Genomic DNA, 13,484 nt, shown 5'->3' on the forward strand with positions numbered 1-13,484 from the left:
ACGAAGCAATCCATCCCTCCGCGTATGGGGAAGGATGGATTGCTTCGCTTCGCTCGCAATGACGGCGGAGAGAGCTACTTCGGCAGTTTCGCCTTCAGCGCATAGAGCGCATCCAGCGCCTCGCGCGGCGACATTTCGTCGGGATGCAGCGCCTTCACGGCTGCCATCAGCAACTCTGCCTCGCTCGGCGGCACATCTTCCGCAGCAGCACGCGATGGCACGGCGAACAGCGGCAGGTCATCCGCCAGCGCACGTGCGGTCTGGCCGCGGTCTTGTGCTTCCAATTTCGCCAGCACCGATTTGGCGCGCGCGATCACCGCCGGCGGCAGGCCGGCAAGCTTCGCGACCTGGATACCGTAGGAGCGGTCGGCCGAGCCCGGCAGCACCTCGTGCAGGAACACGACGTCGCCCTGCCATTCCTTGACCCGCACCGTGGCGTTGAACATCCGCGGCAGCCTGGCCGAGAGCGCGGTCAGCTCGTGATAATGCGTCGCGAACAGCGTGCGGCAGCGGTTGCTCTCGTGCAGATGCTCGATTGCGGCCCAGGCGATCGACAGTCCGTCGAAGGTCGCAGTCCCACGGCCGATCTCGTCGAGAATAACAAGCGACCGTTCGCTCGCCTGGTTGAGGATCACCGCGGTCTCGACCATCTCGACCATGAAGGTCGAGCGCCCGCGCGCCAGATCGTCGGCGGCGCCGACGCGCGAGAACAGCCGGTCGACGATGCCGAGCCGCGCCCGCGAGGCCGGCACGTAAGAGCCGATCTGCGCCAACAGTGCGATCAGCGCGTTCTGGCGCAGGAAGGTCGATTTACCCGCCATGTTGGGGCCGGTGATCAACCAGAGCTGGCCGGATTTTTGCGCGGGGGTGGGCGAGAGATCGCAGGCATTGGCGATGAACGGCTGGCCGTCGCGCTTCAGCGCTTGCTCGACCACCGGATGGCGGCCGCCCTCGATCGCAAAGCCGAGCGAGCCGTCGACCTCGGGCCGCACGTAATTGTCGTCGATCGCGAGCTTGGCCAGCGCGGTTGCGACGTCGAGCATCGCAAAGGCATGCGCGGCGTTGCGCAGATCGTCGCTCACGGCAAGCGCCATCGCGCTCAGCCGCTCGAAGATCTCAAGCTCGAGGTTGAGTGACCGCTCGCCGGCGTTGGCAATCTTGGCCTCGATCTCGCCGAGCTCCGACGTGGTGAAGCGAACCTGACCTGCCAGCGTCTGGCGATGGATGAAGGTCGCGTTCAACGGCGCCGCCATCAGCTTGTCGCCATGCTGCGCGGTCACCTCGACAAAGTAGCCCAGCACGTTGTTGTGCCGGATCTTCAGCGTCTTGATGCCGGTGTCCTCGGCGTAACGCGCCTGCATCGCGGCCACGACGAGGCGCGAAGCGTCGCGCAGATTGCGGCTCTCGTCGAGCGCGGCTTCATAGCCCTCGCGAACGAAGCCGCCGTCGCGCTTGATCAGCGGCAGTTGCTCGGACAGCGCGCGGGAGAATTCCTGCGCCAGATCGCGCGAGGGGCGGCGCAACGCCGCCATCACGGTCGCGAGCTCGGGCGGCGGATTTTCAAGCTGCGCCAGTAGCTCCAGCGCCTGGTCGGCGGCGAGGATGCCGTCGCGCAAACCTGCGAGGTCGCGCGGGCCGCCGCGACCGACCGATAGCCGCGCCAGCGCGCGCGACATGTCGGGCGCCGCCTTCAGCACGGTCCTGATATCTTCGCGCGCCGCGCTGTCTGCGACGAAGGCCGCGATCGCATCGAGCCGCCGCGCGATCGCAGCAGCATCGGTGAGCGGCGCGGCGAGGCGCTGTGCGAGGAGCCGCGAGCCCGCAGCAGTGACGGTGCAGTCGATCGCATCCAAGAGCGAGCCGCGGCGCTCGCCGGCGAGTGTGCGCGTCAGTTCGAGATTGGCGCGCGTGGCGGGATCGATCGCCATCGTGGTGCCGGCGGCCTCGCGCGTCGGCGGCGACAGCGGCGGCCGCTTCCCCACTTGCGTGCGGTCGATATAGGTGACGGCCGCGGCAGCAGCCGTCGCCTCCAGTCGCGACATCGCCGACAGGCCGTCCATGGTCGCGACCGCGAAATAATCGCACAGCCGCCGCTCGGCGGTGGCGCCATCGAAGACGTCGCGGGTCAGCGGCGTCACCGCCGGCAGTTCGCGTAAGGTCGGCGCAAGCTCGGTGTCGCCATAGAGCGCGTCAGTGACGATGACTTCGTTCGGATTGATGCGCGCCAGCGTCGCCGCGAGTTCCGCCGTCGCGCACTCCGTCACCATGAATTCGGAGGTCGAGATGTCGATCCAGGCGAGCCCGAGCCGGTCGGCGCCGGACGAGCCCCGGGCGCGGGCGATCGCGATCAGGTAATTGTTAGTGCGGGCATCGAGCAGCGTGTCTTCGGTCAGCGTGCCCGGCGTCACCAGCCGCACCACGCCGCGGCTCACCACGCTCTTGTTGCCACGGGCACGGGCGGCTGCCGGATTCTCGGTCTGCTCGCACACCGCGACGCGGTGACCGGCGCCGATCAGACGATGCAAATAATCCTCGGAGCGCTCCACCGGCACGCCGCACATCGGGATGTCCATGCCCTGATGCTTGCCGCGCTTGGTCAGCACGATGCCGAGCGTCTTCGAGGCGATCTCGGCATCCTCGAAGAACAGCTCGTAGAAATCGCCCATCCGGTAGAACAGCAGCAGGCCGGGATGGGCCGCCTTGATCTCCAGATACTGTTCCATCATCGGGGTGACGCGCGACGATGTGTCTGCGGCGGTTGCGGCCTCGGGCGGAACAGGGATGGGCTGTTGAATGGTCATGAGGGGGCGGAAACTACAGAATTTCGTCTGCCGGTCCTACCAGTGAAGGTGGGGTTTTCCACCCTGTCCACGGCATTGGGCATAACAGACCTAACGGCAATGCGCCGATGACGCGCATCGGCGTCAATTGACCTGCCGCGGGCACGCTCCTAAAACTCGCCCCAAGTTCCAGCGATCCAGCGCCTAAACCACGGCATTCAGGGAGAAATTCAATGCGTGATGTCTATATTTGCGATGCCGTCCGGACCCCGATCGGCCGCTTTGGCGGTTCGCTCGCCAAGGTGCGCGCCGATGACCTCGCGGCCACCCCGATCAAGGCGCTGATGGCCAAGCACCCGACGCTCGACTGGACCCAGGTCGACGAAGTGTTCTTCGGTTGCGCCAATCAGGCCGGTGAGGACAATCGCAACGTCGCGCGCATGGCGCTGCTGCTGGCTGGTCTGCCCGATTCGGTTCCCGGCCAGACCCTGAACCGCCTCTGCGCCTCCGGCCTCGACGCGGTCGGCGCCGCGGGCCGCGCCATCCGCGCCGGCGAGATCGATTTCGCGATCGCCGGCGGCGTCGAATCGATGACGCGCGCGCCGTTCGTGATGGGCAAGGCGCCGGAAGCGTTCTCGCGCTCGGCCGATATCTACGACACCACGATCGGCTGGCGCTTCATCAATCCCCTGATGAAGGCGCAGTACGGCGTCGACGCGATGCCGGAGACTGGCGAGAACGTCGCCGAGGAGTTCCAGATCTCGCGCGCCGATCAGGACGCGTTCGCGATCCGCTCGCAGCAGCGCGCGGGCGCCGCAATCGCATCAGGCTATTTCGCCGAGGAGATCACCCCGGTCCGGGTGCCCGGCGGCAAGGCCGGCCCCATCACCGTCGACAAGGATGAGCATCCGCGTCCCGAGACCACGCTCGAAGGATTGGCCAAGTTGAAGCCGATCGTGCGCAACCCGGGCACGGTGACCGCGGGCAATGCGTCCGGTGTCAATGACGGCGCCGCCGCGATGATCCTGGCGTCTGAGGCCGCGGTGAAGAAGCACGGCCTGACCCCGCGCGCGCGAATCCTCGGGCTTGCCTCTGGCGGCGTGCCGCCGCGCATCATGGGCATCGGCCCGGTGCCGGCCGTGCGCAAGCTGGTCGAGCGGCTCGGCATCAAGGTGTCGGACTTCGATCTGATCGAACTCAACGAAGCCTTCGCCTCGCAGGGCATTGCCGTTTTGCGCCAGCTCGGCGTCAAGGAGGATGCCGATTTCGTCAATCCGCATGGCGGCGCGATCGCGCTCGGCCATCCGCTCGGCATGAGCGGCGCGCGGCTGGCGCTGACCGCCGTGCACGGCATGGAGAAGCGGGGCGGGAAGCTTGCCTTGGCAACTATGTGCGTCGGCGTCGGCCAGGGTGTCGCGCTCGCGATCGAAAAATTGAACTGAACCAATGGCTTGGAGGGGCTGAAAACAGCCCTTCCAAGGATTGGTTATGTTCTATAATGATCGGCGGCAGGGCTCACCGGCATCTCACCTGCGGAGGTATCAGCCATGACCTTACAGTATCCGCTGCAGTCGCTTGCGGCGCATCCGGCGCGGCTGTCGCCGGCCTATCGCTCCACGGTGAAGCGTTCGCCGCAAAAGCCGCTGATCCCGATGCGGCACACGCTCTCCGAACTCACCGGTCCTGTCTACGGCCATGAGACCGTCCGCGAGCACGACAACGATCTCACCATTCAGGCGAAGGGCGAGCCGCTCGGTGAGCGCATCATCGTGCATGGTCACGTGCTGGATGAAAACGGCCGCGGCGTGCCCAACACGCTGGTCGAGCTGTGGCAGGCGAATGCCTGCGGCCGCTACGTCCACGTCGTCGACCAGCATCCCGCGCCGCTCGATCCGAATTTTACCGGCGCCGGCCGCACGCAGAGCGACGCCAGCGGTTACTACAAGTTCATCACTATCAAGCCCGGCGCTTACCCCTGGGGCAATCACCACAACGCCTGGCGGCCCGCGCATATCCACTTCTCGGTGTTCGGGCATTCATTCATCTCGCGTCTCGTGACCCAGATGTACTTCCCGGGCGATCCGCTGTTCCCGTTCGATCCGATCTTCAATTCGGTGACCGACGAGAAGGCGCGGACGCGGATGATCTCGTCGTTCGATCTCGACAACACCAAGCCGGAATGGGCGCTGTGCTACCGCTTCGATATCGTTCTGCGCGGGCAGAGCGCCACGCCGATGGAGACCAAATAGGTGTCGAATCAGCGTCCTGATGGCGTCACGCCGTCGCAAACCGTCGGTCCTTATTTCAAGTACGGCCTGACGCCGAACGGCGCCTATGAATGGAACGACGCCTTCACCAACAATTTGCTCACGCCTGACACTTCGGGCGAGCGTATCCGCGTCGAGGGCAAGGTCTATGACGGCGACGGCGCGGTGGTGCCGGACGCGATGCTGGAGATCTGGCAGGCAGACGCGCAAGGCCGCTTCTCCGATCCGCAGGACAAGCGCGCGCTGCCGAATTCTTCGTTCAAGGGCTTTGGCCGCTGCGGCACCGACGCGGGCGGCGGCTACGCCTTCGACACCATCAAGCCGGGCTCCGTCCCCGATCCCGACGGCAAGCCGCAGGCGCCGCACATCGTGCTGGCGGTGTTCGGGCGCGGCATGCTGCTGCATCTCTACACGCGGATTTATTTTGACGATGAAGCCGGCAACGCCGCCGATCCCGTGCTGGCCCTGGTGCCGGCCGATCGCCGCGCCACGCTGATTGCGAAGAAGGCGGGGTCAAGCAACGTCTACACGCTCGACATCCACCTGCAGGGCGACAACGAGACGGTGTTCTTCGACGTCTGATCTCGGGTTTGAGGATTGATGCGCGACCGCTTCCTCACTGGCCTGATTGGATACCCGATCGCGCAATCGGCCGCGCCTGCGATGCATGAGCAGGCCGCCGCGGCGCTCGGCGTTCACTGTCACTACCAGCTGATCGAGGTCGCGGGCGCCGGACGCGAGGATCTTCGCGCCATGCTCGAGGGCGTCAGGCGGCTTGGTTTCGCCGGCGTCAACGTCACCTTTCCCTACAAGGAAGCCGTCGTCGATTGGCTCGACGACCTCGCGCCGGACGCCCGCGCGATCGGCGCGGTCAACACCATTGTCGTCGATGGCGCACGGCTGGTCGGGCACAACACCGATGCGTCAGGCTTCAAGCGCGCGATCGAACCATTGCTTGCCACCACGCCAAGCCGCGCCATCGCATTGGTCGGTGCCGGCGGCGTCGGCAAGGCGATCGCATTTGCGCTCGCGGGTCTCGGTGTCGGCGAGATCAGGATTTTCGACGCCGATGGTGCCAAGGCCGCGCAGCTCGCGGGACAGTTGGAAGGCCGCGTGACGGCGCGCAGCGTCACCAGCATCGCGGCCGCACTCGAGGGCGCGGCGGGCCTGGTCAACGCAACGCCGGTCGGCATGCTGCCGAACCGCGAGAGTCCGGTGCCGGAAGCCCTGCTGCGTCAGGCGATGTGGGTCGCCGATGCCGTCTATACGCCGCTGTGGACGCCGTTGCTGACATCGGCAAAGGCCGCGGGCGCCACGGTCCTGACCGGACGTGACCTTGCGATCAATGCCGCGGCGGATGCGTTCGCGCTGTTCACGGCACTGACGCCGCCGACTGACGTGATGGGAAATGCATTCGACGCCGTGATGGCTGCACGCTACGCTCTGCCGGCCTGAAGCACGGAGCATCCCATGGCGAAACTCAGGATCGGTCTGGCCGGCTGCGGCTTCGTGTCGGAGCTGCATATGGTCGCGTACCGGCGCGTCTACGGCGTCGATGTCGAGGTCAGGGCGGTCGCGGCGCGTGGCGACCATGTTGTGGACTTTGCTCGCAAGCACGCCATCCCGAATGCCTATCGCAGTTTTGCGGAGCTGGTCGCGGACCGCGATCTCGACGTCATCGACATCTGCACGCCGCCCAATCTGCATGCCGCGATGATCGTCGACGCCATGCAGGCCGGCAAGCACGTGATCTGCGAAAAGCCGTTCAGCGGCTATTTCGGCCGTGACGGCGACCAGCAGCCGATCGGCAAGCATGTGCCGAAGGCGCTGATGTACCAGCGTGTGATGGAGGAGATGGAGACGACGCGCGCTGCGATCGAAAAGACTGGCAAACTGTTCATGTATGCCGAGGACTGGATCTACGCGCCGGCGGTGACCAAGACCGCGGAGATCATCCGCGCGACCCGCGACAAGATCCTGTTCATGAAGGGCGAGGAGAGCCATTCCGGTTCGCACGCCGCGCATGCCGCGCAATGGGCGATGACTGGCGGCGGCTCGCTGATCCGGATGGGGTGCCATCCGCTCTCGGCGGTGCTCTGGCTCAAGCAGGTCGAGGCCCGCGCGCGAGGAGAGAGCATCCATGTCGCCAGCGTGACCTGCGACGTCGGCAACGTCACCGCTGGTCTCAAGCCGGAGGAACGCACCTACATCAAGGCCAATCCGGTCGATGTCGAGGATTGGGGCACGTTGACCGCGACCTTCTCCGACGGCACCAAGGCCACGGTGTTCTCCGGCGACATGATCATGGGCGGCGTGCGCAATCTGATCGAGACCTACACCTCAGGCGGCTCGCTGTTAGCCAACATCACGCCGAACACCCATCTGACCAGCTACCAGACCTCCGAGGAGAAGCTCGCGAGCGTCTACATCACCGAGAAGGTCGACCGCAAAACCGGCTGGCAATATGTCTGCCTCGAGGAGGAATGGACTCGCGGGTACTTGCAGGAGATCCAGGATTTCATGGAGTGCGTCGCGACGGGGAGGCAACCGCTCGCCAATCTCGCGCTGGCGTTCGAGACGACGAAGGTGAATTACGCGGGGTATTGGGCAGCGGATGAGGGACGGCGGGTGATGCTCTAACCGCGCGCGCACTTCCCTTCTCCCCTTGTGGGAGAAGGTGGCGCGCAGCGCCGGATGAGGGGTTGTCGCCGCGAGTTCAGGTCGCGAGAGAGGCGTCTGCGGAGAGAGACCCCTCACCCGGCTTCGATGCGCTGCATCGAAGCCACCCTCTCCCACAAGGGGAGAGGGTGAAAGACACGCTACGCCGCGTAGATCGAGCTCTTCGGCAGCGGGAACACCGGGTCCTGCGTCCTGATATTCGTCGGCCACACCACGGTGATGCGCTCGCCGGCGTTTTGCATCACGACCGGGGTCGAGCGCTCGTTCTGGCCGGACATCGGGGTGCCTGGCGGATAAAATTTCACGCCATAGCCCTGGATGGTGCCGCCTGCGGGGATGTCGACGTCGAGCGCGGCTTTGCGGACGGCTTCCGGATCGAAACCGCCATACTTCTCCTTGGCGACCGGCAGCACGTTGTTGAGCAGGACCCAGGTCTGGTTGAAGCCCATCGAGCAATGCGGCGGGACTTCGGTCGCCTTGGTCTTCTCCAGGTAGCGGGCGACCATGGTCTTGGTGAGGTCGCCGACCCCCGGTGCGAGCTTGGCGGGATCGAGCAGTTGCGCCGGCACTGGATCAATGTTGCAGAAATTCTCGATGTCGGTACCGAACGTCGCGCGCAGCTTGTCGAGCTGGCTGTAACCCGCGCCGGCGCCGAACAGCATCTTGAACTTCAACCCGCTCTCGCGCGCCTGGCGCAGGAACAGCGTGATGTCGGGGTTGTAGCCGGCGTGTGAGATGATGTCGGCCTTGGCGCGCTTCAGCTTGGTCACCAGCACCGAGAGATCAGGCGCGGAGGCTGAATAGCCTTCCTTCAGCACGATTTGCAGCCCGGCTTCTTTCGCGAACATCTCGTCCGCGGCAGCGACGCCGACGCCATAGGGACCGTCCTCATGGATCAGCGCGACCTTGACGTCCTTTGGCTCCATGCCGAGCCTGGCCTGGGCGTGCTCGGCGAGGAAGCCGCCAAAGGCCTGACCGTATTGGTCGGAATGGATCTGCGCGCGGAAGACATATTGCAGGTTCTTGTCCTTGAACACGGCGGTCGAAACCGCGGTCGTGATCCAGAGGATCCGCTTCTGCTGCTCGACCTTGGCGGCAAGCGGGACCGCGTGCGAACTGGCGAAGACGCCCTCGAGGATGTCGACCTTCTCCTGGTCGATCAGGCGACTGGCCTCGTTGATCGCAACATCGGGCTTGCTCTGGGAATCGACGTTGACGGGGGCGATCTTGTGCTTGCCGCCGATACCGCCCTTCTCGTTGACGAGATCGATCGCGATCTGGGTGCCGATCGAGGAGGCCACCGAGCCGCCGGCGGCAAACGGGCCGGTCAGGTCGTAGATCACGCCGATGCGTACCGTTTCGGCCTGCGCCTGCGCGCGTGTCCAATCGAAGCTGAATGCAGCGGCGGCGGCCGCGGAGGTCTTCAGCAGCGTCCTGCGTGACGTCGGCATCGCGTCCTCCCCATTGATCGGCTTTTTTGACCGGCTTTTTCGCCGTTTTGCCGAGTATTGGGAGCAGGGGCCGGAAAGTCAACGCGATTGCGGCTGCCGCGCCTCGCTCGTTGGTAGGGGGAGCCGTCATTCCGGGGCTCGCGAAGCGAGAGCCCGGAATCCATTCCTCCACGAAACATGCGGCCTGATGGATTCCGGGCTCGTGCTTCGCACGCCCCGGAATGACGGGCGAGATTTACTCCATCACCGCAGCATGATCCGCCGGCGCCGACTGCTTGCGGAGCGCGGCCTTGGTCGAGCCGATCATGATCGCGAGCGGGATCGAGACCAGGATGAACACCATCACCAGCTGGTAGTCGTGCGAGAATGCGATGATCTGCGACTGCGCCGCCACCATCCGGTCGGCGAGCGCGCGGCCGGCATCGCTGTTGAGATTGATCATGCCTGCGACGTCGGGCATCTGCAGCGCGTGGTTGAACGGATTGATCTGCTCCGACAGCTTTGAGTAGATGCGCCGCCCGCCCTCGGTGAGCTGCGCGATCACGATCGAGATGCCGACCGAGCTCGCGACGTTGCGGAACAGCGTCAGCATCGATGTGCCGTCGGTGCGCAGATTGCCCGGCAATGTGAGGAACGCCACCGTCGACAACGGCACAAAGACGAGCCCGAAGCCGAAGCCCTGGACCACGCTGACGATGATGATCTCCCTAGCCTGGGTCATGTCGGTCCAGCCCGTCATCTGGAACAGCGACGCGGCGGTCAGCGAGAGACCGGAGATGATCAGCGTGCGCGCCTCGATGTAGCGCATCAGGCGGCCGACCAGCATCATCGCGACAAAGGTGCCGGCGCCGCGGGTCGCCAGCAGCAGGCCGGCGGTGATGATCGGATAGCCGACCACGTTCTGCAAATACGGTGAGGACAGCGCCATGGTCGAATACAGCACGAGGCCCATCACCGTCATGAATACGACGCCGCCAAGGAAATTCCGGTCCTTGAAGATCGAGAACTGGATGAACGGCTTGTCGGTCGTCAGCGAATGGGCAAAGAAGAAATAGCAGCCGACCGCTGCGGCGATGAATTCGATCAGGATCTCGTTGGATTCCAGCCAGCCGAGCTGCTCGCCGCGGTCGAGCGCCAACTGTAACGCGCCGATCGAGACCGCGAGTGCCGCGAAGCCGAACCAGTCGAAGCGCAGATTGTGGTCCTGCTTGGTCTCGTCCATGAAGACGGCGAGGCCGAGCACGGTGAAGGCGCCAAACGGCAGATTGACGAAAAACACCCAGTGCCAGGAATAGGTCTCGGTCAGCCAGGCGCCGAGCGAGGGGCCCATGATCGGGCCCATCATCACGCCCATGCCCCAGATCGACATCGCCTTGGCGCGCTCATGCAGCGCGTAGGAATCGAGCATCACGGCCTGCGACAGCGGCACCAGAGCCGCGCCGAACACGCCCTGCAGCAGGCGGAACAGCACCATCTGGGTGATGTCCTGGGCGAGGCCGCACATGACAGAGGCGATGGTGAAGCCGGCCGAGCAGATGATGAAGATGCGCTTGCGGCCGAAGCGGTTGGCGATCCAGCCCACCGGCGCAGTCATGATCGCGGCAGCGACGATGTAGGAGGTCAGCACCCAGTTGATCTGGTCCTGCGAGGCCGACAGCGTGCCCTGCATGTAGGGCAGCGCGACATTGGCAATCGTGGTGTCCAGCGCCTGCATGATCGTCGCCGTCATGGCGCAGATCGTCACCATGTTCCGGCGCAGGCCGGGGACGGCGGATGGCGACGATGCATTCATTCAGGTCGTCTCGCTTTGTCGAATGTGCCGGGAACCACCTCTCCCGCTTGCGGGGGCGCAATCACACATCGCAGCTGTCGTCCCCGCGAATGCGGGGACCCAGTATTCCAGAGGCCCTGCCGTAAACCGCAAGGCCGCGGCGTACTGGGTCGCCCGGTCCATGTGCGCAATTGCGCACAGGCCGGGCGATGACAGACGAATGTGTATCGGCATCCCGTCGTCAGTCCTGATGCGCGGACGCCGGCGCGAGGCCGAGCAGGCCGGCCAGCGAGCGGCGGTGGTTGGTGTCGATCGTGACATAGACGCTCATGCCGGCCTTCAGCCTCGTGACGAACTTGTCGTCCGGATCGAAATAGATCCGGACCGGCACGCGCTGCACCACCTTGACGAAGTTTCCGGTGGCGTTCTGCGGCGGCAGGATCGAAAACTGCGCGCCGGTGCCCGGCGACAGCGAGCCGATCGTGCCCTTGAAGGCGTGGTTGGGGAATGCGTCGACGTCGAGTTCGACCGGCTGGCCGACCGCGACATAGGTGAAGTCGCTTTCCTTCGGATTGGCGTCGACCCAGGGATGCTCGACGTCGATCACGGAAAACACCGGCGCGCCCGCGGCGACGAAGCGGCCGAGCTGGATCTGGTCGACCTGGGTCGCGACCCCGTCCATCGGGGCGCGTAGCGTGGTGTGATCGAGGTTGCGTTGCGCGTCGTCGAGCTTCGCCTTGGCCTGGGCGTAGGGCGGGAACTGCTCGATCGGCAGGTCGACATTGCCGAGCAGCTGCGTCTTGGCGTTGGAGACCTGCTGCTTGATGTACTGCGCGAGACTCGCGGCCGTGACTTGTGCGTTCGCCGCGTTGTCGAGGTCGAGCTGCGAGCCGAAATTCTGCTTGGCGAGCGTCGTCTTGCGCTCGACGTCGCGCTGCTTCAGCTCGACGCTCTGCTCCGCGTATTCGAGCATCTTGGTGTTGATCTTGATGTTGGCGACCAGATTGTCATAGGTGGTCTGGGTCTGGTCGAGCGCCGCCTTGGCCTGAGCGACCGCCAGCTGGTAGGGGACCGGATCGATCTCGAACATCACGTCGCCGCGCTTGACGTGCTGGCCCTCCTTCACGACTATCTTGTCGATCTTGCCGGAGATCTCCGGCGTGATCAGCACCTTCTGCGCACCGACATAGGCGTCGTCGGTGCCGACATAGCGGCCGCCATTAAGATAGAACACGATGCCGCCGATCGCGGCCACGATCGGCAGCACGACGAGCAGCAGGGTACGGCGATAGCGCCGCAGGCCAGCCATCAGGCGGCGGCGCGGCGCGCGGCTGGCCTTGCCCGCCGGTGTGGGCGAGGCCGGATTGCCCTTCTGCTCGGGCGCGAGTTTGAGGATGGGTTCAGCCATAGCGCTGCTCTTTTCGGGAGGGCTCGCCGGCTGGGCTTTGGATGGCATTGCGAACGTTTTCCTTGATCTGGTCCAGTTGGGTGAGCAGGCGATGCGCGTCAGCGGGGCTGATGCCCTCGAGCGCGGTCGCGGTGAGTTCGGAGCGCAGGCCGGCGAGCTTGCCGAGCAGCGGGCGCGCGGCCTTCTTCAAATAAAGCCGGTTGACGCGGCGGTCGGTCTGGTCGCTGCGGCGCTCGATCCAGCCGGCGTTGCTGAGCTTGTCGATCAGGCGAGTCAGCGTGATCGGCTGCATCTCGAGCAGCTCGGCAAGCTCGGTCTGTTTCATTCCTTCGCTGCGCTCGACCTTGGACAACACAGCCCATTGCGCGCGGGTGATGCCGTAGCGCGAGGCCTCCTTGTCGGCATAGACGCGGATCAGCCGGAACACCTCGCCCAGCGTAAACAAAAAGTTCGCGTCCACGGGACCGCGCATGTGGCCTGCCTCCATAAGCTTTGGCTATAATAAGCTTGCTTATGAATTCTGCATGCCGGGTTAACGGAAGGCTGCCCCGCACTGCGCACATGGCTTTCGGGGAAGGCCGCAGGAGGGCTTTGGGAACCGGCGCAAAAATGCTACATACGGGCCACATGAGCCTCGCAAAACCAACATTTCCTGCTCCCGACCACGATCACGGCCGCTGCGCCGCGGACGCGATGGCGCATGCCGAGCAGGTTTGTACGCGCCGGGGACAGAAATTCACCCCGATCAGGCGCCACGTGCTGCAGGCGCTGCTGTCCAGCCACCGTCCGCTCGGCGCCTATGAGGTGATCGACGAACTGGCCAAGTCGATGCCGCGCCCGGCACCGATTACCGTCTACCGCGCGCTCGACTTCCTGATGGAGAACGGCCTCGTCCACCGCATCGAGAGCCGCAATTCCTTCCTCGCCTGCGCGCATGACCACGACGAGACCTCGATGGTGGCGTTCCTGATCTGCGACCATTGCGGCTCGGTCGGCGAGATCCCGGCCGCGCCTGTCGCGCAGAGCCTGACCGCGGCAGCGCGGGCGTCCGGCTTCCTGCCAAAACTCTCCGTCGTCGAGATCGCCGGCACCTGCGCGCATTGCCAGAAATGACCTCGTCATTGCGAG

At 65.1% G+C, this 13,484-nt stretch carries 11 protein-coding genes; 6 read left to right on the plus strand and 5 right to left on the minus strand.

The features are described 5' to 3' along the window. Nucleotides 1-74: 74 nt before the first annotated feature. Nucleotides 75-2,801 (minus strand): DNA mismatch repair protein MutS, encoded by a 2,727-nt coding sequence (gene mutS, locus UP09_RS01670; protein WP_044536274.1) that lies wholly within the window; start codon nucleotides 2,799-2,801, stop codon nucleotides 75-77. Nucleotides 2,802-3,013: 212 nt separating this feature from the next. On the opposite strand from mutS, the gene pcaF reads away from it, so the two are divergent. The 5 genes from pcaF (at nucleotide 3,014) to UP09_RS01695 (ending at nucleotide 7,687) form a co-directional block, all read left to right on the plus strand. Continuing rightward, a complete protein-coding gene (pcaF, locus tag UP09_RS01675) occupies nucleotides 3,014-4,222 on the plus strand; it encodes a 3-oxoadipyl-CoA thiolase (RefSeq protein ID WP_044536275.1) in 1,209 nt (402 codons plus the stop codon). A gap of 105 nt (nucleotides 4,223-4,327) precedes the next feature. After that, nucleotides 4,328-5,029 carry a protocatechuate 3,4-dioxygenase subunit beta gene (gene pcaH, locus UP09_RS01680; RefSeq protein WP_044536276.1) on the plus strand — a complete coding sequence of 234 codons (702 nt, stop codon included), beginning with the start codon at nucleotides 4,328-4,330 and terminating at the stop codon, nucleotides 5,027-5,029. Next, complete coding sequence (gene pcaG / locus UP09_RS01685) at nucleotides 5,030-5,629, plus strand: protocatechuate 3,4-dioxygenase subunit alpha (RefSeq protein ID WP_044536277.1); 600 nt, start codon at nucleotides 5,030-5,032, stop codon at nucleotides 5,627-5,629. A gap of 18 nt (nucleotides 5,630-5,647) precedes the next feature. After that, entirely contained in the window at nucleotides 5,648-6,502 is an 855-nt protein-coding gene (locus UP09_RS01690) for a shikimate dehydrogenase (RefSeq protein ID WP_044536278.1), read from the plus strand. 15 nt (nucleotides 6,503-6,517) lie between these two features. Continuing rightward, nucleotides 6,518-7,687: a Gfo/Idh/MocA family protein gene (locus UP09_RS01695; protein ID WP_044536279.1), complete on the plus strand. Its 1,170-nt coding sequence runs from the start codon at nucleotides 6,518-6,520 to the stop codon at nucleotides 7,685-7,687. A gap of 179 nt (nucleotides 7,688-7,866) precedes the next feature. On the opposite strand, the gene UP09_RS01700 is transcribed toward UP09_RS01695, so the two are convergent. The 4 genes from UP09_RS01700 to UP09_RS01715 all read right to left on the minus strand — a co-directional run bounded on the left by UP09_RS01700 (nucleotide 7,867) and on the right by UP09_RS01715 (nucleotide 12,828). Then, nucleotides 7,867-9,177 carry an ABC transporter substrate-binding protein gene (locus UP09_RS01700; RefSeq protein ID WP_044536280.1) on the minus strand — a complete coding sequence of 437 codons (1,311 nt, stop codon included), beginning with the start codon at nucleotides 9,175-9,177 and terminating at the stop codon, nucleotides 7,867-7,869. Nucleotides 9,178-9,412: 235 nt separating this feature from the next. Continuing rightward, the gene (locus UP09_RS01705) at nucleotides 9,413-10,969 is read right to left on the minus strand and encodes an MDR family MFS transporter (protein WP_044536281.1); all 1,557 of its coding nucleotides are present in this window, start codon (nucleotides 10,967-10,969) and stop codon (nucleotides 9,413-9,415) included. Nucleotides 10,970-11,189: 220 nt separating this feature from the next. Then, nucleotides 11,190-12,356 (minus strand): HlyD family secretion protein, encoded by a 1,167-nt coding sequence (locus tag UP09_RS01710; protein ID WP_044536282.1) that lies wholly within the window; start codon nucleotides 12,354-12,356, stop codon nucleotides 11,190-11,192. Next, the gene (locus UP09_RS01715) at nucleotides 12,349-12,828 is read right to left on the minus strand and encodes a MarR family winged helix-turn-helix transcriptional regulator (protein WP_156164392.1); all 480 of its coding nucleotides are present in this window, start codon (nucleotides 12,826-12,828) and stop codon (nucleotides 12,349-12,351) included. Before UP09_RS01715 ends, UP09_RS01710 begins: the two co-directional genes overlap by 8 nt. A gap of 155 nt (nucleotides 12,829-12,983) precedes the next feature. Here UP09_RS01715 and UP09_RS01720 point away from each other — a divergent pair, with 155 nt between their 5' ends. Then, nucleotides 12,984-13,469: a Fur family transcriptional regulator gene (locus tag UP09_RS01720; RefSeq protein WP_044536284.1), complete on the plus strand. Its 486-nt coding sequence runs from the start codon at nucleotides 12,984-12,986 to the stop codon at nucleotides 13,467-13,469. Nucleotides 13,470-13,484 lie beyond the last annotated feature (15 nt).

Source organism: Bradyrhizobium sp. LTSP885 (genome assembly GCF_000938305.1).
Taxonomy (GTDB): Bacteria; Pseudomonadota; Alphaproteobacteria; order Rhizobiales; family Xanthobacteraceae; genus Bradyrhizobium.

What these genes read in the sequence shown, in the direction of transcription:
- mutS (WP_044536274.1), bottom strand. Translation starts at nt 2,801, where the DNA reads ATGACCATTCAACAGCCCATCCCTGTTCCGCCCGAGGCCGCAACCGCC.
- pcaF (WP_044536275.1), top strand. Translation starts at nt 3,014, where the DNA reads ATGCGTGATGTCTATATTTGCGATGCCGTCCGGACCCCGATCGGCCGC.
- pcaH (WP_044536276.1), top strand. Translation starts at nt 4,328, where the DNA reads ATGACCTTACAGTATCCGCTGCAGTCGCTTGCGGCGCATCCGGCGCGG.
- UP09_RS01690 (WP_044536278.1), top strand. Translation starts at nt 5,648, where the DNA reads ATGCGCGACCGCTTCCTCACTGGCCTGATTGGATACCCGATCGCGCAA.
- UP09_RS01695 (WP_044536279.1), top strand. Translation starts at nt 6,518, where the DNA reads ATGGCGAAACTCAGGATCGGTCTGGCCGGCTGCGGCTTCGTGTCGGAG.
- UP09_RS01700 (WP_044536280.1), bottom strand. Translation starts at nt 9,177, where the DNA reads ATGCCGACGTCACGCAGGACGCTGCTGAAGACCTCCGCGGCCGCCGCC.
- UP09_RS01705 (WP_044536281.1), bottom strand. Translation starts at nt 10,969, where the DNA reads ATGAATGCATCGTCGCCATCCGCCGTCCCCGGCCTGCGCCGGAACATG.
- UP09_RS01710 (WP_044536282.1), bottom strand. Translation starts at nt 12,356, where the DNA reads ATGGCTGAACCCATCCTCAAACTCGCGCCCGAGCAGAAGGGCAATCCG.
- UP09_RS01715 (WP_156164392.1), bottom strand. Translation starts at nt 12,828, where the DNA reads ATGCGCGGTCCCGTGGACGCGAACTTTTTGTTTACGCTGGGCGAGGTG.
- UP09_RS01720 (WP_044536284.1), top strand. Translation starts at nt 12,984, where the DNA reads ATGAGCCTCGCAAAACCAACATTTCCTGCTCCCGACCACGATCACGGC.